At 71.2% G+C, this 17,111-nt stretch carries 15 protein-coding genes and 2 tRNA genes; 7 read left to right on the top strand and 10 right to left on the bottom strand.

The features are described from left to right. Nucleotide 1: 1 nt before the first annotated feature. From ACFQS1_RS32220 to ACFQS1_RS32210, 3 genes are all read left to right on the top strand, one after another. Nucleotides 2–75, top strand: a tRNA-Arg gene (locus ACFQS1_RS32220). A gap of 3 nt (nucleotides 76–78) precedes the next feature. After that, nucleotides 79–154: transfer RNA gene (locus tag ACFQS1_RS32215), tRNA-Cys, on the top strand. A gap of 280 nt (nucleotides 155–434) precedes the next feature. Continuing rightward, nucleotides 435–662: a TROVE domain-containing protein gene (locus ACFQS1_RS32210; RefSeq protein WP_378975716.1), complete on the top strand. Its 228-nt coding sequence runs from the start codon at nucleotides 435–437 to the stop codon at nucleotides 660–662. Nucleotides 663–863: 201 nt separating this feature from the next. On the opposite strand, the gene ACFQS1_RS32205 is transcribed toward ACFQS1_RS32210, so the two are convergent. From ACFQS1_RS32205 to ACFQS1_RS32165, 9 genes are read right to left on the bottom strand one after another with little or no spacing between them, the layout of a single operon-like run. Beyond that, nucleotides 864–1,196 (bottom strand): L-rhamnose mutarotase, encoded by a 333-nt coding sequence (locus ACFQS1_RS32205; RefSeq protein WP_378975714.1) that lies wholly within the window; start codon nucleotides 1,194–1,196, stop codon nucleotides 864–866. 15 nt (nucleotides 1,197–1,211) lie between these two features. Next, nucleotides 1,212–2,207, bottom strand: coding sequence for an aldo/keto reductase (locus ACFQS1_RS32200; RefSeq protein ID WP_378975712.1), 996 nt, complete (start codon nucleotides 2,205–2,207; stop codon nucleotides 1,212–1,214). Beyond that, entirely contained in the window at nucleotides 2,204–2,965 is a 762-nt protein-coding gene (locus tag ACFQS1_RS32195; RefSeq protein ID WP_378975710.1) for an SDR family oxidoreductase, read from the bottom strand. Before ACFQS1_RS32195 ends, ACFQS1_RS32200 begins: the two co-directional genes overlap by 4 nt. After that, nucleotides 2,962–3,984, bottom strand: coding sequence for a zinc-dependent alcohol dehydrogenase (locus ACFQS1_RS32190; RefSeq protein WP_378975708.1), 1,023 nt, complete (start codon nucleotides 3,982–3,984; stop codon nucleotides 2,962–2,964). The genes ACFQS1_RS32195 and ACFQS1_RS32190 overlap by 4 nt, the downstream gene beginning before the upstream one ends. After that, nucleotides 3,981–4,889: an amidohydrolase family protein gene (locus ACFQS1_RS32185; RefSeq protein WP_378975706.1), complete on the bottom strand. Its 909-nt coding sequence runs from the start codon at nucleotides 4,887–4,889 to the stop codon at nucleotides 3,981–3,983. Before ACFQS1_RS32185 ends, ACFQS1_RS32190 begins: the two co-directional genes overlap by 4 nt. After that, complete coding sequence (locus ACFQS1_RS32180; protein ID WP_378975704.1) at nucleotides 4,882–6,195, bottom strand: L-fuconate dehydratase; 1,314 nt, start codon at nucleotides 6,193–6,195, stop codon at nucleotides 4,882–4,884. Before ACFQS1_RS32180 ends, ACFQS1_RS32185 begins: the two co-directional genes overlap by 8 nt. Nucleotides 6,196–6,228: 33 nt before the next feature. Next, nucleotides 6,229–7,257 carry an ABC transporter permease gene (locus ACFQS1_RS32175; protein ID WP_378975702.1) on the bottom strand — a complete coding sequence of 343 codons (1,029 nt, stop codon included), beginning with the start codon at nucleotides 7,255–7,257 and terminating at the stop codon, nucleotides 6,229–6,231. Beyond that, complete coding sequence (locus tag ACFQS1_RS32170; protein WP_378975700.1) at nucleotides 7,250–8,797, bottom strand: sugar ABC transporter ATP-binding protein; 1,548 nt, start codon at nucleotides 8,795–8,797, stop codon at nucleotides 7,250–7,252. Before ACFQS1_RS32170 ends, ACFQS1_RS32175 begins: the two co-directional genes overlap by 8 nt. Nucleotides 8,798–8,826: 29 nt before the next feature. Beyond that, nucleotides 8,827–9,891: a sugar ABC transporter substrate-binding protein gene (locus tag ACFQS1_RS32165; protein WP_378975698.1), complete on the bottom strand. Its 1,065-nt coding sequence runs from the start codon at nucleotides 9,889–9,891 to the stop codon at nucleotides 8,827–8,829. Between the two features lie 448 nt (nucleotides 9,892–10,339). On the opposite strand from ACFQS1_RS32165, the gene ACFQS1_RS32160 reads away from it, so the two are divergent. The 4 genes from ACFQS1_RS32160 (at nucleotide 10,340) to ACFQS1_RS32145 (ending at nucleotide 14,063) form a co-directional block, all read left to right on the top strand. Next, complete coding sequence (locus ACFQS1_RS32160; protein WP_378975696.1) at nucleotides 10,340–11,443, top strand: ABC transporter permease; 1,104 nt, start codon at nucleotides 10,340–10,342, stop codon at nucleotides 11,441–11,443. Continuing rightward, nucleotides 11,440–12,198: an ATP-binding cassette domain-containing protein gene (locus ACFQS1_RS32155; protein WP_378975694.1), complete on the top strand. Its 759-nt coding sequence runs from the start codon at nucleotides 11,440–11,442 to the stop codon at nucleotides 12,196–12,198. Before ACFQS1_RS32160 ends, ACFQS1_RS32155 begins: the two co-directional genes overlap by 4 nt. 24 nt (nucleotides 12,199–12,222) lie before the next feature. After that, a complete protein-coding gene (locus ACFQS1_RS32150) occupies nucleotides 12,223–13,185 on the top strand; it encodes a sugar ABC transporter substrate-binding protein (protein ID WP_378975692.1) in 963 nt (320 codons plus the stop codon). Nucleotides 13,186–13,355: 170 nt separating this feature from the next. Then, a complete protein-coding gene (locus ACFQS1_RS32145; protein ID WP_378975690.1) occupies nucleotides 13,356–14,063 on the top strand; it encodes a FadR/GntR family transcriptional regulator in 708 nt (235 codons plus the stop codon). Between the two features lie 66 nt (nucleotides 14,064–14,129). On the opposite strand, the gene ACFQS1_RS32140 is transcribed toward ACFQS1_RS32145, so the two are convergent. Next, entirely contained in the window at nucleotides 14,130–16,715 is a 2,586-nt protein-coding gene (locus tag ACFQS1_RS32140) for a tetratricopeptide repeat protein (RefSeq protein ID WP_378975688.1), read from the bottom strand. Nucleotides 16,716–17,111 lie beyond the last annotated feature (396 nt).

The raw sequence follows: 17,111 nt of genomic DNA, 5'->3' as shown, positions 1-17,111 counted from the left end.
TGCCCTCGTAGCGCAGATGGAGAGCGCGCGACGTTCCGAGCGTCGAGGTCGCAGGTTCGAGTCCTGCCGGGGGCACGTGTCCGTATGCCCGAGTGGTCAAGGGCTCCGTCTGCAAAGCGGGTGTTCGCCGGTTCGATTCCGGCTACGGGCTCCACGCCCATGCCATTTCCGCTGTGGCGCTGCTTCACACCACGTGTAGCGGTGTTCCGTAAGGAACAACCTCGGCTGACCGGTATTAGGAGAGTGACCGACCTCGCCTGGCTGACCGGCTTCGTGCGGTGGCTGCGGACGGTGGCGAACCTGCGGTCCGCGCCGATCGTCGCCGCGGCCGAAGGTGTGCACGCGCGGCGCGCGGCCGGCCTCGCCGGCGGCAACCGCGCCTTGGTCGACGCCGCGTTGCTGCGCGCCGACGAGCCGGGGCGATCATCCCGCACATGGGGCTGTTGGGGCTCGCGCGGAACCTGCGCAACTTCGACGAGGCCGGCGTGTCCGACACGGTGGCCGCGCGGACCGTGGCCCGGTTCGCCGACCCGGAGCAGGTCGCGCGGTCGCGGATGTTCCCGTACCGGTGGCTGGCCGCGTACGACGCGGCGCCGTCCCTGCGCTGGGCCACGGCCTGGATCAGGCGCTCAACGCGTCGGTGCGTAACGTGCCGGCCCTGACCGGCCGCACCCTGGTCCTGGTCGACACCTCCGCGTCGATGACCCACCGGCCGTACTCGGCGCGGTCGAAGATGGCCCCGGCGAAGAACGCGGCGATCTTCGGCGCGGCACTCGCGCTGCGCAACCCGGCGCAGACCTCGCGGGGGTCAGCGCCTACCGCTGACCCCGTCACACGCCACGACGTACCGCTATGACCCCCGTCTATGGCTGTTCTCGGAGGCGGTAGACCTCCGTGGCCTCGACCCATCGTTCGCCGGGACCGGCGGTGGGCAGGGGCTGCTGGCACGGGTCGGTCAGCTTCCACCACTCGCGGGTGGTCGCGTCGGCGGCGACCGCTGCCATGTCGGCGTCGAAATCGTCGCCGACGTATTCGTAGTAGGCGAAGAGCAGCCCGTCTCGCAGAAAGATCGAATAGTTGGTGATGTTGCTGTCCCGCAGCCGCTGCTCGACGCCCGGCCAGACGTCCTTGTGCAGTTCGAGATATTCCTGAGCCTTCTCCGGCCGGAGTTGTATGACCGATGCGACCCGCCTCATCCGTTCCCCATCCTCTTATCCACGCGTGATGATCTCGGCGCGCACCAGACCTTCGGCGCGCAGCGCCGCCCACAGGTCCGCCGGCGCCGGCCGTCCGAGTAGTTCGGCATTCCGGGCGACCTGGGCGGCCGTTCGCATGCCGACCGTCACGTTGACGACGGCGGGGTGGGTGAACGGGAACGCGATCGCGGCCGCCGGCAGGGTCGTGCCGAACGCCTCGCACACCTCGGCGATGCGCACGGCCCGGTCCACGAGCTCCGGCGACGCCACCTGGTAGTCGTAGGTCAGGCCGTCCGTCGGCCGATCGCGGGACAGCAGGCCGGAGTTGAACACGCCGACCGCGACGACGCTCTTGCCCTGCTCGGCCGCGGCCGGCAGCACGTCGTCGAGGGCCGACTGGTCGAGCAGGGTGTACCGACCCGCCAGCATGACGACATCGGCGGCGGTCTCGCGCAGGAACCGGGCGAGCATCGCCGACTGGTTCATGCCGGCGCCGATGGCCCCGATCACGCCCTCGTCGCGCAGGTCGGCGAGGGCGGGCATGGCCTCGTCGGCGGCCTGCCGCCAATGGTCGTCCGGGTCGTGCAGATAGACGAGGTCCAGCCGGTCGAGGCCGGTGCGCGACAGGGTGGCGTCGATGCTCCGCAGCACGCCGTCGCGGCTGAAATCCCATCTCCGGCAGAGGTCGTCGGGCACGGCGAAGCCCTCGGTGTCGGTGCCGCGCGGGGTGGGATTGTCGACAAGCAGCCGGCCCACCTTCGACGAGAGGACGAAGTCCTCCCGGGGGTATCCGCGCAGGGCGGCGCCGAGCCGCCGCTCGGACAGGCCGAGCCCGTAGTGCGGCGCCGTGTCGAAGTAGCGGATGCCGGCGCCCCAGGCCGCCGCCACCGCGCCGGCCGCGTCCTCGGGTGAGGTCTCGCGGTACAGGTTGCCGATCGTGGACCCGCCGAAGCCGAGCTCGGTCAGCTTCAGCGTGGTGCCGGCGACCAGCCGGCGTCGCAGGGATCTCATCGGCCGAGCCATCCGCCGTCGACCGGCAGGATCGCGCCGTGCACGTAGGCCGCCGCGTCAGAGGCGAGGAAGACGGTCGCACCGGCGAGGTCGGCGGCGGCGCCCCAGCGCCCGGCCGGGATCCGGTCGAGGATGGCGGCGGCCCGGACCGGGTCGTCGCGCAGGGCCTGGTTGTTGTCGGTGGCGATGTAGCCCGGGGCGATCGCGTTGACGTTGACGCCCCGCGGCGCCCACTCGTTCGCCAGGGCCTTGGTCAGGCCGGCGACGCCGTGCTTGGCGGCGGCGTAGCCGGGCACGGTGATGCCGCCCTGGAAGCTCAGCAGCGACGCGGTGAAGATGATCTTCCCGGTCCCGCGGGCGACCATCGCGGCGCCCAGGGCCTTCGCGAGGGCGAACTGGGCGCTGAGGTTGACCTGCAGCACCAGGTCCCAGTCGGCGTCCGGGTGCCGGTCGGCCGGGGCGCGCCGGATCGTGCCGGCGTTGTTGACCAGGATGTCCACCGGCCGTTCGCGCCCGGCCAGGTTGTCCCCCAGCTCCCGCACGACTGCGGGCGACGCGAGGTCGGCGCGGATCGCCTCGAACGACCGGCCGGCGCCGGTGACGTCCTTCTCCACGGCGCTGCCGGCTTCCTCGAGGTTCGCGCTGACGCCGATGACGTCGGCGCCCGCCTCGGCGAGGGCCAGGGCCATCGCGCGGCCGATGCCGCGCCGGGCGCCGGTGACCACGGCGAGTCTTCCGGTCAGGTCGAAGGGGTTCATACGCACTCCACCAGGATCTTCATCACGTCGCCGCGCTCCAGGGTTTCGAACGCGACGGCGGACCCGGCCAGCGGGACGATTTTGCTGATCAGCAGTTCGGCGGGGACGGTGCCGCCGGCGACGAGCGCCACCGCCTGTTCGAAGTCGGCGCGCTCGTACAGCCGAGCTCCCACCAGGGTCAGTTCGCGCCAGAAGAAGCGGTGCAGGTTGATTTCTCGCGGTTGGGGGTGGATGGCCACGAGACAAAGCCTTCCGCGTACGCCGAGGACGTCGACCGCGGTGGTGACCCCGCCCGCCGCGCCGGACACTTCGAAGCTGACGTCCGCGCCCGCGCCACCGGTCCACGCGTCGGTCAGCTCGGCGATGTCGTCGTCGGCGGGGTTCCAGGTCGACAACCCCAGCCGCTCGGCGACCGACCGGCGGTAGCCGCTGATCTCGGCCAGCCGGACGTCGGCGCCCCGGGATTTCGCGACCAGCCCGATGAGCACGCCGATCGGGCCGCCACCGACGACCACGACCCGCTCGCCGTCGCGCACGGCGGCCCGGCCCACGTCGTGCACGGCCACCGCGACGGGCTCGACCAGCGCCGCCCGGTCCAGGGCCAGCGCGTCGGGAAGTCGTACCAGAGTGTCGGCCGGCACTGTCCAGCGCTGCTGCATGGCACCGGGCGAGTCGATGCCGATGAAGTTCAGGTGGTGGCAGATGTGCCGGTGGCCGGCGACGCAGGCCGGGCAGTCCCCGTCCCACCGCAGCGGCATCACGGTCACCGGGTCCCCCGGCCGCCAGCCGGTCACGCCGGCTCCGACCTGAGTGATCCGGCCGGACATCTCGTGGCCGAGGACGGCGGGCGCTTTGACCCGGGCGTCCATGCTGCCGTGGAAGATGTGGAGGTCGGTGCCGCAGATCCCGACGAAGGCGGGAGCGATCTCCACCTCGCCGGGCCCGGGCGGCGCGGTCACGGCCGGTCCCGTCTCCAGCGTACGGGCGGCGAGGTAGCGGACGGCGACTGCGGTCGTCATGGCAGGGTCCCTTCTAGGCGGGCAGGCGGCAGTTCGTCGATCCGGTAGAAGGCGGTGGCGGTGGCGGCGACGATGGCGTGCTGCTCGCCGGGCGAGAGCTCGCCGACCAGCTCGCCGACCGTGCCGGCCCAGCGGTCCCAGCCGCCGGCGACCACGCAGACCGGCCAGTCCGAGCCGTACATCAGCCGGCCCGGCCCGAACGCCTCCAGCAGCACCTCCCACACCGGGCGGATGTCGGCGGTCGTCCACGACGCGTGGTCGGCCTCGGTGACCAGCCCGGACACCTTGCAGCACACCTGCGGATGCGCGGCGAGGGCGCGCACGTGGCGCCGCCACCCGGTGAGGTCACCGGTGGCGATCGGCGGTTTGCCGGCGTGGTCGAGCACCAGGCGCAGCTGCGGGAGCCGCTCGGCCAGGCGGACGGCCTGCGGCAGCTGACCGGCGCGGACAAGGACGTCGTAGCCGAGTCCGCGCTCGGCGAGGGCGGCCAGGCCACGCTCGACGGCGGGCCGTTGCAGCCATTCCGGGTCGGTCTCGGCCTGCACCAGGTGGCGCAGCGACCGCAGGAAGCCGCCGCCCGGCCCCTCGCGGAGCCGGTCCACCACCTCCCCGACGGCCGGGTCGGCCAGGTCGGCCCAGCCGACCACGGCCCTCACCAGTGGATCCCGGCCGGCCAGGGCCAGCAGTTCCTCGGTTTCCGCGACCGAGGTGACGCACTGCACCACTACGCTGCCCCTCAGCCGGCGCCCGGCGATGGGAAGCGTCGCCGTGGCGCGCAGGTCGTCGACCGTGAAAGTGCGCCGGATCGGCGCGTATGCCGGCTCGGCGAGCCAGTCCTGCGCGCGGGCGGCCAGGTCCCACAGGTGGTGGTGAGCGTCGACCAGGCCGGCGGCGGTGTCAGACACGGGAGGCCCATACGGGTCCGGTGGGGTAGGCGTATTCCTCGAGCGACGCCGGGTGCATCTGGGCGCTCAACCCTGGCAAGGTGGGCGCGACGTACCGGCCGTGGCGGATGCGTACCGGGTCGATGAAGTGCTCGTGGAGGTGGTCGACGTATTCGATGACGCGATTGTGCATGGTGCCGGAGACCGCGACGTAGTCGAACATGGCCAGGTGCTGGACCATCTCGCACAGGCCGACGCCGCCCGCGTGGGGGCAGACCGGCACGCCGAACTTGGCGGCGAGCAGCAGGATCGCGATGTTCTCGTTGATCCCGCCGACCCGGGTCGAGTCGATCTGGACGATGTCCACCGCGCCGGCCTGCAGCAGCTGCTTGAAGACGACGCGGTTGGCGACGTGCTCACCGGTGGCGACCTTGATCGGCCGTAGGGCCCGGCGGATCGTGGCGTGGCCGAGGATGTCGTCGGGCGAGGTCGGTTCCTCGATCCAGTACGGGTCGTACGGCGCCAGCTCCCGCATCCAGTCGATCGCCTGCTGCACGTCCCAGCGTTGGTTGGCGTCCACCGCGATCCGTACCCCGGCACCGACCGCCTCGCGGGCGGCGGTCATCCGCCGGACGTCGTCCTCCACCGAGGCGCCCACCTTGAGCTTGATCTGGCTGAAGCCGTCGGTGACGGCCTCACGTGCCAGCCGGGCGAGTTTCTCGTCGGTGTAGCCGAGCCAGCCCGGCGAGGTCGTGTACGCGGGATAGCCGCCCGCGAGCAGCAGATCGATCCGGTCCCGCCGGCCCGGCTCCGCCCGGCGCAGGATGTCCACCGCCTCCTCCGGGGTGAGCGCGTCGGAGAGCCAGCGGAAGTCGACCTGGGCGACCAGCTCCTCCGGGGACATCTCACCGAGGAACCGCCACACCGGCAGGCCCGCCCGCTTGGCGGCCAGGTCCCAGGCGGCGTTGACGACGGCGCCGGTGGCCATGTGCATGGCGCCCTTCTCCGGGCCGAGCCAGCGCAGTTGCGGGTCGTGGACGAGGGTGCGGGCGAAGCCGCCGAGGTCGTCGCAGATGTCGGTGACGGTGCGGCCGACGACGTACGGGGCGAGGGCGGCGATGGCGTTGGCCTGCACGTCGTTGCCGCGGCCGGTGGTGAAGGCGAGAGCGTGCCCCTCGTGACCGTCGCCGGCGTCGGTGCACAGCCGGACGTAGGCGGCCGAGTAGTCCGGCTCCGGGTTCATCGCGTCCGAGCCGTCCAGGTGCTCGGACGTCGGGAACCGCACGTCCAGGACGTCCAGGGCGACGATGCGGGCGGTCGAAGGCATGCTGGCGACTCCTGGGAGAGATGGGTTCACGGCTCAGTCCTGGACCTTGCCGCCGGTGATCCGCGAGATGATCAGCGCGGCGAGGATGATCAGCCCGTTGAGAGCGCCGATCCACTGCGCGGGGATGCCGGCGAGGGTGAGCACGTTCTGGATCATGAACAGCAGCAGGATGCCGGTGAACGCGCCGAACATGGTGCCCTTGCCGCCGTTGAGGCTGATGCCGCCGATGACGGCCGCCGCGAAGACGGTGAAGATGTAGCCGTTGCCCTGGGCCGAGGCGACCGACGCGAGCCGTCCGGAGAGCAGCAGCCCGGCCAGCGCGGCGAGCACACTGCCGGTGACGATGACGATCCACAGCACCCGGTCGGTGCGGATGCCGGCGGCCTTGGCGGCGTCGACGTTGCCGCCGATCGCGTACAGGGACCGGCCGAAGCTGGTCCAGCCGAGCACGACGATGGCCACCGCGAACAGCGTCAGGCAGATCCAGATGGACGCCGGCACGCCGAGCCATGCGGTGGTGCCGAGGTAGAGCATCGACGCCGGCAGGTGGAAGAAGGTCTGGCCGCCGGAGATGCCGGTCAGCGTGCCGCGCAGCACGATGAGCATGCCGAGCGTGACGATGAACCCGTTGAGCCCGAACCGGATGATCAGGATCGCGTTGACGGCGCCGACGAGCGCGCCCACGGCGAGGGTGACTGGGATCGCCCAGCCACCGGGCAGCAGGCCGAGCCCGTGCCCGGCGCCGACCGGCACGACCAGCCAGGCGGCGACGCCGGGCGCCAGACCCATGGTGGACTCGAGCGACAGGTCCATCTTCTTGACGATCAGGATCATCGCCTCGGCCAGCACCAGCAGGGCGATCTCGGACATCGTCTGCAGCACGTTGAGCAGGTTGTCCGGCTGCAGGAAGACCGGGCTGACGATCTGCCCGACCAGCGCGATGATCAGAATTGCCGGCACCAGGGCGAGGTCACGCAACCGCGCGAGGGGGATCCGGCCGCCGATGAGCCGCTTTCCGGCGGCCACGGGTGCGGGGGTTTCCGCGAGGGCGGTCTCAGGCATCGAGGTCCATTCCTTCCATGGCGGCCACGAGCTCGTGGTCGTGCCAGCCGCGGCCGATCTCGGCGGTGACCCGGGCCTGGAACATCACCAGGACGCGGTCGCAGACGCGCAGGTCGTCGAGTTCGTCGGAGGCGATGAGCACGCCGGCACCGGACTGCGCGGTCTGTTCGACCTTGTCGAGGAGGAACTCCTTGGACCGTACGTCCACGCCGGCCGTCGGGTTGATCAGCACCAGCAGCCGCGGGTTGTCGGCCAGCGCCCGGGCCATGACGACCTTCTGCTGGTTGCCGCCGGACAGCCCGGACACCGGCAGCCGCGGGCTCGGCGTCTTGATCGCCAGGTTCTCGATCAGGCCGGCGGCGATCGCGTCCCGGCGCCGGGTGTTGATGAAGCCGTGCCGGCCCAGCCGGCCCGGCACCGACAGGGTCCCGTTGTCGGCGACCGACATGCCCGGGACGAGGCCTTGCTGGTGCCGGTCCTGCGGGACGAACCCGGCGCCGGCCGACAGCGCGTCGGGCACGCTGCCGGGCCTCGGCCGGCGCCCCGCGATCTCGACCAGGCCGCCGGCGGGCGCGCGCAACCCGACCACGGTCTCCGCCACCTCGGTGCGCCCGCTGCCCGCGGCGCCGGCGAGTCCCACGATCTCGCCGGCGCCGATCTCGAAGCTCACGTCCCGGTAGGCGCCCTCGGCGCCGACCAGGTCGCGAACGCTCAGGGCGGCCGGCGCGGCGGCGTCGACCGTACGCCGGCGCTCCCGTCGGCCGGTGGCCGCGTTGTCGCCGGTCATGGCCGCGACCAGGTCGGCGCGGGGCAGGTCGGCGACGGGGGCGGTCACGATGTGCCGGGCGTCCCGGAAGACGGTCACCACGTCGCAGATCTCGTAGATCTCCTGGAGGTGGTGGCTGATGAACAGGAACGTCACGCCCTGCGCCTGCAGATCCCGGATCCGCCCGAACAACCGGCTGATCGCCGCCCCGTCCAGCTGGGCCGTCGGCTCGTCGAGGATGATGAAACGGGCGCCGAACGACAGCGCCCGGGCGATCTCCACGAACTGGCGCTGCTCCACCGAGAGGTCACCGGCGGAGGTCCGCGGGTCGACATCCACCGACCACGCGGCCAGCAGCTCGGCGGCGCGGCGGCGCAGCGCGGACCACTTGACCAGGCCGGTACGGCCGCGGTCGTACCGGTTGAGGAAGAGGTTCTCCGCGACGGTCAGCTCGCCGATGATCGTCGACTTCTGGTAGACGCAGGCCACCCGTTCGCGCCAGGCGTCCCGCTCGGCGAGCCGTGGCGCGGGCCGGCCGGCGAAGCTGACCGCGCCCTCGTCCGGCGCCTGCAGCCCGGTCAGGATCGAGACCAGCGTCGACTTGCCGGCCCCGTTGCGGCCCACGAGAGCGTGCGTCTCCCCCGCCGCGACCGCGATGCCGGCCCCGTTCAGCGCGACCGTAGGCCCGTATCTCTTCGTGATGCCCGTCGCCTGGACGACGGGCGGATCCTCGGTGGACCGCCCGTCGCCGGCGCGGGCGGATGCGTACGGCATCCCAACCGCCTTCGTTGTCGTGGGCCGCGTCAGCTGAGGTTGTTGCCCCACAGCGAGGGGTCCTCGCTCTTGAGGCTGGCGACGCCGCCGTATGACGCGCCGTCCCGGGTCACCAGCGGGGCGGACAGCTGGTCCTCGAGGACCCCGTCACGGACCTGGATGATCGTGCTGTCGTGGTCGGTCGGGCCGGGCTTGAACGTCTGCCCGGCGATCGCCGCCTTCAGGTAGAACAGGGCGTACTTGGCGTACAGGTCGGCGGGCTGGGACACGGTGGCGTCGATCTGGCCGGCCGCGATGTCCTTGAGCTCCTCCGGGATGCCGTCGTTGGACACGATGAAGACGTGCTTCGGGTCGTCCGGCGCCACCAGCAGGCCCTTCTGCTTCAGCAACTGCAACGTACCGGAGAGGGCGAAGCTCGACTCCATGTAGACGCCCTTGATGTCCGGGTTGGCGGTCAGGTCCGTCTGCAGCTTCTGCGCCGCGACCGCGCCGTCCCAGTTGGTGGCCTCCCCGAAGACCTTGATCTGCGGGAAGTTGCTCTTCATGCATTCGTTGAACGCCTCGGTGCGGTCCCGGCCGTTGATCGAGTCGAGGCCGCCCTCCAGCATGACGACCTTGCCCTTGCCGCCGAGCTTGGTACCGAGGAACTGGCACGCCTTGGTGCCGTAGGCGCGGTTGTCCGCCCGGACCACCATGGCGACGCTGCCCGAGTCGGGCCGGGTGTCCACGGTGACCACCGGGATCTTCTTCGCGGCCAGCTGATCCAGCGCCGGCGCGATCGCGGCGGTGTCCTGCGGCGCCATCACCACGCCCTTGACGCCCTGGCTCATGAAGGTCTGGACGTTGGCCGTCAGCTTGGCGACGTCGTTCTGCGAGTTCGTCGTCTTCAGCGTCAGCCCGAGCTCGTCACCGAACTTCGGCGTGTACTTGATGAACGAGTTCCAGAAGTCGGTGTCCGACCGGGGGTAGTCGACGCCCACGACAGGCTTGCCGTCCGCCGCGGTGCCGGTGCCGGAAGCGTTGCTGCAGGCGCTGACCAGGATCAGCGCGGACGTGACGGAGACGACGGTGCGCAGGACGGCTATGTGTTTCATCGCTGCTCTTTCCTACTGGTCGGCCAGATGGACGGGCGATGTTTCGGACGCGAGAACACCCGGTGACGTTCTCACATGACATGGGATGTATTTAAGGCCCGAGCCCGCGAGGTGTCCAGACGTCGTCGGCATTTCTCCGGAAGATCCGTCGACTCGGCCGTCGAGTCATCCCATCAATCGAGCTGCGACGCTTGCGCCGGCGACGTGGGGGACCGTGCTGCAAATTAATCCCATGAATCTTCTCAAGCGACGGACGGGCCAGGCGTCCTGGTTGCCCGATACGGGGGTAATTATCCCGACAAAACCGTCGGATTTACCCGCCGCCTGGTTACATAGCCCTTACATGAGCAGCTGCGCGAGCTATGGACATGGGATGAATCCCGGGTTAGATTCCCGCTACTTATCGCAGCCACCACCCTGAGCCGGTCCGGCACCTCGTGGAGGTCTCATGGCACCCGACGCCGTCCAGCGTGACGCTCAGCCGGGCACGTCAGCCGCCGGCCCGGTGCGCGCCGCCGACGGCCCATCCGAACCTTCCGGTTCCGGCGGGTCGGCGCGCCCCGCGCCCGGCCCGAGCAGCCTGCCTGACCTGGGCTTGCGCGCATTGCGGATCGGGCCGGCCCTGATGTTGCTGATCGTGGTGCTCGCGGCCGCCGCCCTGTCCCCCGTCTTCTTCACCACCCGGAACCTCGGCAACGTGCTCAGCCAGACCGCGGTGATCACCATCCTCGCCCTGGCCCAGCTCCTGGTGATCGTCACTCGCGGCATCGATCTTTCGGTGGGCTCGACGCTCGCCCTCTCCGCGGTCGTGGGTGCGCTCGTGTTCGGCTCGGTCGGCTCCGGCCCGCTGGTCATCCTGGCCATGCTGGCCACCGGCGCCGCCGTCGGCGTGGTCAACGGGGTGGTCCTGGTCTGGGGCCGCCTGCCCCATCCCTTCATCATGACCCTGGCCATGCTGAGCATCGCCCGCGGGCTGGCACTGTGGCTCTCCGGCGGGCAACCCATCAGCGGCATGCCGCGGCTGGTCCAGACCATCGGCGGCGGAGCGATCGGCTGGCTGCCGTACTCGGCTTTCCTGGTGGCCGCGCTGGCCCTGGTCACGCTGGTGCTCACCAGGTCGATGGTCTGGGGCCGGTGGATCTTCGCGGTCGGCGGCAACCCGGACGCCGCCCGGCGGGCCGCCATCCCGGTCAAATCCGTGGTGGTCTCCGTCTACGTCCTGAGCGGACTGGCGGCCGGCGTGGCGGCGGTCATCAACGCGGGCCGGCTCAACGGTGGGTCGCCCACCTTCGGCGAGCTCGCCGAACTGGACGCCATCGCCGCGGTGGTCATCGGCGGCGCGAGCTTCCACGGCGGTCGCGGCCACGTCGGCAACGCGATCGTCGGAGCCCTCATGATCGGCGTCATCCGCAACGCGATGAACCTGCTCGACGTGGACGCCTTCCTGCAGCCGATCGTCATCGGCGTGGTGATCGTGCTCGCCGTCGAGCTCGACGTCCTCCGCGGGCGGCTGGAGGAACGCCTCCGGATCCTGCAGGGGGCACACTCATGACCGCGAACCCGCCCGCGCTCAGCGTGCGCGGCGCCACGAAGCGCTTCGGCGCGGTGGTCGCGCTCGACGGCATCGACCTGGACGCCCGCCGCGGCGAGGTGCTGGCCCTGCTCGGCGACAACGGCGCCGGCAAGTCCACGCTCATCAAATGCGTCACCGGCGTGCACCGGCTGGACGCGGGCACCGTCGAGGTGGACGGCCGGCGGGTCGACCCCGGATCGCCGGCCGCCGCTCGGGCGCTCGGCCTGGAGACCGTCTACCAGGACCTGGCGTTGTTCGACAACCTCGACCCGGCGGCGAACTTCTACGCCGGTCGCGAGGTCGCCGCGCCCCGATGGCTGCCCCGCGGCCTGCGATTCGTCCGCCGGCGGGCCATGACGGACGAGACCGCGTCCGTGCTGCGCCGGCTCGAGGTCGGCGTACGCGACCTGCGCACCCCCGTCGGTCTCATGTCCGGCGGCCAACGGCAGGCGGTCGCCGTCGCCCGGGCGGCGGCGTTCGCCACCAACGTGGTGATCCTCGACGAGCCCACAGCGGCCCTGGGCGTGCGCGAGTCGCGGCACGTCCTCGACCTCATCCTGCGCCTGCGCGCCGAGGGCCTCGCCATCATCGTGGTCTCGCACGCGATGGACCACGTGATGGAGATAGCGGATCGGGCCGTGGTCATGCGCCGCGGCCGTGCGGTCGGGGAGGCTGTTCCCCGGCCGGAGAACAAGGAAAGGATCGTGTCACTCATCGTGGGCGGGGCGGGCTGACCGTCCGAAGGAGACCAGATAGCGATGCAGCGCAGACCACGACTCATCACTCTCTTCACTGCGACCATCACTGCGGCGCTGTGCACGCCGCTCGGCGCCTGCTCCTCCGACGACCAGGGCGCAGGATCCGGCACGAGCACCGAGGCGCTCAAGGTCGGCTTCATCACCAAGTTCCCGGTCGACTTCTACGACACCATGGTCGACGCGGTGAAGAAGTACGACGCGGAGCACGCCGACGTCGAGGTGCTTTTCGGCCAGGGCAAGAGCGGCACCGACGACGAGGGCGAGATCAACATCATCGAGAACATGATCACTAAGGGCGTCAAGGCCATCGCGATCACCCCGACCAGCCCGGCGGTACAGACCGCGCTGGACAAGGCGGTCCAGGCCGGCATCAAGGTGGTTCTGGTCGACAACGACATCCCCGGATGGACCGGCAAGAGCTCGGTGGTCGCGACCGACAACCTGGCCGGCGGGAAGCTCGCCGGCACCTGGCTGGCCGGTCAGCTGCCGGCCGGCGCCAAGATCGGCGTGCTGCAGGGGCGAGTGGGCAACCCGTCGCTCGACGACCGGGTCAAGGGCATGAAGGAAACCCTCGGCACCAAGGCGCAGGTCGTGGGCGAGCCCGCCACCGACTGCGACCAGACCAAGGGCCTGAACGCCGCGCAGGACCTGCTCACCGCGCATCCCGACCTGACCGCCATCTACGGCGCCTGCGGTCCCCCGATCACCGGCGCGCTGCAGGCCGTCAAGGGCGCGGGGAAGAAGCCGGGCAGCATCACCGTCGTCGGCTTCGACGCCTCACCGGACGAGCTGGCCGCCATCAAGGCCGGCGAGCAGACCGGATCCGTCGCCCAGTTCCCCGCGAAGATGGGGTCGCAGGGCATCGAGACCGCGGTCGCGGCGGCCCGCGGCCAGACCGTCCCGGCCACCATCGACACCGGCACCGAGATGGTCACCAAGGAGAACGTCAGCTCGTTCAGCTGACCGAGGACTGGAGCGGGCGCCCCGGGGAGAAGGGCGAGGGCGCCCCTCCTTCAAGCCGGACTAGTCGGCCGCCTACGTCCGGCCTGCCTGTCCCCTGCTCGCTGCTACGCTCCGCTGAGGCGATCAAGCCGGAGCCGAGGCCCGCCCTGGTCGCCGTGGAGGAATCCCGCATGTCACTCACCGACAAGGCCATCGCCCACATCCGCGAGCTCATCCGGTCCGGCGAGCTCGCCCCGGGGTCGAAACTGCCGCCGGAGCCCCAGCTGGCCGCGCAACTGGGCCTGTCCCGCAACCTCACTCGCGAGGCCGTCAAGGTCCTCGAGGTGGCCCGCGTCCTCGAGGTCCGCCGGGGCGACGGCACCTACGTCACCAGCCTGCAGCCCGACCTGCTGCTCGGCGGCCTCGGTGGCGCGGTCGAGCTGCTGCAGGGCGACACCGGCTCGCTGCTCGAGATCATGGAGGTACGGCGCCTGTTCGAGCCGGTGGCGGTCGCGCTGGCCGCCGCCCGGATCGCCGAGCCGGACCTGGCCGAGGTGAAGAAGCACCTCGACGCGATGCACGCCGCCCGCGACGACGTCGAGCTGCTCAACCTGCACGACGCCGCCTTCCACCGGGCCGTGATCGCGGCCACCGGCAACGACACCCTGCTGACGCTGCTGGAGGGCATCTCCGGCAGAACCGTGCGGGCCCGGATCTGGCGCGGCCTCGTCGACGGCGACGCCGCCGACCGCACCGTCGCCGAGCACGCGGCGATCTACCAGGCGCTGGCCACCCACGACGGCCCACTCGCACAGGCCGCGGCGCTGCTGCACGTCAGCAACACCGAAAGCTGGCTGCGCGAACACCTGCGGTCCGAGACGAGCCCGCCGGCCCAGTGATCAACAGACCACCGACGAGTCGCCACGATCCGGGAGAGTCGGCGTCGGAGCCGGTGGGCGCACGGGTCAGTTCAACCCGTACTCCCGGAACTTGTCGACCAGGGTTTGCGCGGCGGCATCGCCGCGGGCCGCCGCCTTCTGCCACCAGGCCAGCGCCTCCACCGGCTTGAGCTCGTCGAGCAGAATCTTGCCGTACTGATTCATGGCCTTGATCTCGCCCAGCTCGGCGGACCGTCGGATCCACTCCCGGCCCTCCGATTCGGTGGCCTCGGCTTCCCGGAGGATCGCGCCGAGCACCAGCATCCCTTGGGCCGATCCGGCCTCGGCCGATCGCCGCAGCCAGGTCAGAGCCTCCGCGCGATGCTCCGGGCCGTCCTGGGCATACATGAACCAGCCGTGGAAGCACATCCCGTCCGGCGATCCGGCATCGGCCGCCCGCCGGAGCCACGGCCGGGCTTCGGCCAGGCTCTCCGGCCCCTTGTCACGGACCAGGTACATGGCCAGACGGGTTGCGGCCTCGGGGTGGCCTGCGGCGGCTGCCTTCCGAAGCCACGGCGTGGACTCGTCCTCGGCCAGACCGTGCAACTTCAGCAGGATGTCCACGGCGTGCCAGTTCCCGGCTTCGGCCGACTTCGTCGCCCATTCGACACCCTCGTTGAGCCGTTCGCCGTCGTCACCGCGGACCAGCAGCACTGCCAGCAACATCATGGCGTATGACTCACCGGCCTGGGCTGCCATCCGGAACCAGCGTTCGGCGTCCGCGAAGTCCTCCGCCTCCTGCCGTCGCAGACCAAGCTGGGTTGCAGCCCGAGGGTGTCCGGCCTTGGCCGCCGCGTCCAGCCATCGCCCGGCCTCGGCCGGGTCGGCGTCCTGGAAGGCCCGGAACAGCAGGAACTGCGCCGACGGGTCGCCGGACAGAGCGAGCGGCCGGAGGAGGCCGGCGGCCTCGGATCTGGCCGGCGCGGTGTCGCGCCAGATCAGCAGGGCGGCCAGTTCCCGGTGGTTGGCCGGCGTGGGATCGCTGTCGGCCGCGGCGCGGAGCCGCGGTTCGGCCTCGTCCAGATCCTCCGGCCGGTGCCGGTTGACGAGGGCCGACAACAGTTGGGTCGCCGCCTCCTCGTCGCCGCGGTCAGCCGCCCGCCGCAGCCAGTACACCGGCTCGTCGACCTGGCGGTCCTGGCCGAGCGCCAGCAGAGCCTGCCCGAGCAGCCGCATCGCGTCCGTGTCGTCGCTCTCGGCCGCCGTCCGCAGCCACCACAGCGCCTCATCCCGCGCCTCCTGGGTGCCCATATCGAGCAGCCACCAGCCGAGGGCCGTCCGGGAAAGGGGATGACCGGCCTCAGCCCCGAGCCGGATCAGCCGAACTCCGGCGGCATGATCATCGTGGGTGACGACGGCCGTCACCGCTACCTGGAAGATTGCGTCGAAGTTCGGCGCGAGTTCCTCGGCCAGGGCATCCCAGACCGGGGCGGGCAGTCCCTTCGGGGATTTGGCGGTGAGATGGTCGATGACGTAGTCGTGGAGCGTGATCCCGCCGTCCGGCCCGACCGAGATGATCCGGGCGCCCGACACCGGCTTGGCCGCCCACGCCCGGCCCCGGTCGTAACCGGCGCCCTGTAGATGATCAACCAGGTACCGCGGGTAGACGGCCCGGACAAAAGCGTCGGGCGCGGCCCCGGACATGCCAGCCCGGAACCATGCCGCGGCGGCGTGGACCACCGCAAGGCCTTCCGGCGGCGCCGTCGGTCCGAGCTGGCCGACCAGCTCCGGGCCGGCGGAAAGGTACTCGCCGAGACTCATGCCACGGGCGAGGGCGTCCACCACGTCCGGATGGTCGGAGAGGCGTTCGGCCGCGGCGGCGCGATCACGCTCGTCCATGGCCGGGAACTCGACCCGCTCGGCCAGGTCGAGGACGCCGCGATGGGTGGACTGGATCTCGCCCTGGCTGTCGAAGGTCTGCGAAAACGCGGAGGCGCGCATCGTTCCGACAATCCGCACGTCGTCCAGCTCCAGCAGTCGGGTGATGTCGCCGACGGTGACCGCGCCCAGGTTCGCATCAAGATGCTCGTTGAGATCGTCCAGCCAGATCACGGCTCTCGGCGGAACCGCGTCAGCCCGAATTATCTCGTGGAGAACGTTCGGACGCCGGTCCGGGACGATGACCGGGCGGTCACCGTATTGGCGCCGTGCCGCCTCGACGGCCGACCGGGACTTCCCGGCGGCCGATGGTCCGTGCACGAGAACGAAAGGGTGGTCCCGCAGGGCGCGGTCGAGAACGTCGTCGAGCAAGCCGCGGGGCGCGTACGGGAGTTGGTCCCGTGGGGCCTGGTCGGCATAGAGCGGCCGCCGTACACCGAGCCGGGTGAAGTCGGCATCGGACAGTCGATCCGGACCGTGCCCGCGAGACGCGCCCACAGCCCCGGCCGAAACCGCCTCCCGGCGGCGCCGGCGGCCGCTCATCCACCGTTCCCCGATTACCAGCAGCAGGGCCACCGACACGGCCAGGACGCCGGTGTCACCACCGCTGATCGTGGCCGTCGCGGCCTGCTCCGCCGCGGTGCCCCGGTGATCGGCCGCAATCCAGATTCCGGCGGCCACGACGATCAGCAACGCCAGTCCACCCGCCAGCAGATTCGCCCGCCGCCTGCTCATCTCACCATGGTGACGGGAATCGAACTCTATCGACCACACTGAGCGCGTCATGCCAGTCAGACCGTGATGACCACCTTGACCCTGGGCGTGGCGGCCCTCCGGGGACCATCGCGCCGGTCTCGCCAGGCCGCGCACCGTGTCCGGGTTGATCACGAGGTGACGTGGAACTTTGATGTGGCGCACCGGAGCGCCGGCAGCGTGGGTGGCGGGCCGGACGCCCGCCACCACGCCTTCTCAGGACCCGGTCGCCGGGAACAGGACGCCGGCCTCGGCCAACCGGCGGCCGAGCTCGACCGCCGCCTCCGGGGCCGGCCATTCGTCGGCCGGGTTCAGCAGGGACAGCAGCACGCCGCCGTCCTCGGTGGGCGACGCCTGCGGCAGGTCCAGCAGCAGGCG

Source organism: Paractinoplanes rhizophilus, from assembly GCF_042664765.1.
GTDB classification, from domain to species: domain Bacteria; phylum Actinomycetota; class Actinomycetes; order Mycobacteriales; family Micromonosporaceae; genus Actinoplanes; species Actinoplanes rhizophilus.
This window is presented reverse-complemented; position numbering and strand designations above follow the sequence as displayed.

Excerpts from the sequence above, each read along its gene's own strand:
- ACFQS1_RS32140 (WP_378975688.1), bottom strand. The coding sequence starts at position 16,715 with ATGAGCAGGCGGCGGGCGAATCTGCTGGCGGGTGGACTGGCGTTGCTG.
- ACFQS1_RS32190 (WP_378975708.1), bottom strand. The coding sequence starts at position 3,984 with ATGACGACCGCAGTCGCCGTCCGCTACCTCGCCGCCCGTACGCTGGAG.
- ACFQS1_RS32145 (WP_378975690.1), top strand. The coding sequence starts at position 13,356 with ATGTCACTCACCGACAAGGCCATCGCCCACATCCGCGAGCTCATCCGG.
- ACFQS1_RS32170 (WP_378975700.1), bottom strand. The coding sequence starts at position 8,797 with ATGCCGTACGCATCCGCCCGCGCCGGCGACGGGCGGTCCACCGAGGAT.
- ACFQS1_RS32165 (WP_378975698.1), bottom strand. The coding sequence starts at position 9,891 with ATGAAACACATAGCCGTCCTGCGCACCGTCGTCTCCGTCACGTCCGCG.
- ACFQS1_RS32195 (WP_378975710.1), bottom strand. The coding sequence starts at position 2,965 with ATGAACCCCTTCGACCTGACCGGAAGACTCGCCGTGGTCACCGGCGCC.
- ACFQS1_RS32150 (WP_378975692.1), top strand. The coding sequence starts at position 12,223 with ATGCAGCGCAGACCACGACTCATCACTCTCTTCACTGCGACCATCACT.
- ACFQS1_RS32205 (WP_378975714.1), bottom strand. The coding sequence starts at position 1,196 with ATGAGGCGGGTCGCATCGGTCATACAACTCCGGCCGGAGAAGGCTCAG.
- ACFQS1_RS32180 (WP_378975704.1), bottom strand. The coding sequence starts at position 6,195 with ATGCCTTCGACCGCCCGCATCGTCGCCCTGGACGTCCTGGACGTGCGG.
- ACFQS1_RS32210 (WP_378975716.1), top strand. The coding sequence starts at position 435 with ATGGGGCTGTTGGGGCTCGCGCGGAACCTGCGCAACTTCGACGAGGCC.
- ACFQS1_RS32160 (WP_378975696.1), top strand. The coding sequence starts at position 10,340 with ATGGCACCCGACGCCGTCCAGCGTGACGCTCAGCCGGGCACGTCAGCC.
- ACFQS1_RS32175 (WP_378975702.1), bottom strand. The coding sequence starts at position 7,257 with ATGCCTGAGACCGCCCTCGCGGAAACCCCCGCACCCGTGGCCGCCGGA.
- ACFQS1_RS32155 (WP_378975694.1), top strand. The coding sequence starts at position 11,440 with ATGACCGCGAACCCGCCCGCGCTCAGCGTGCGCGGCGCCACGAAGCGC.
- ACFQS1_RS32200 (WP_378975712.1), bottom strand. The coding sequence starts at position 2,207 with ATGAGATCCCTGCGACGCCGGCTGGTCGCCGGCACCACGCTGAAGCTG.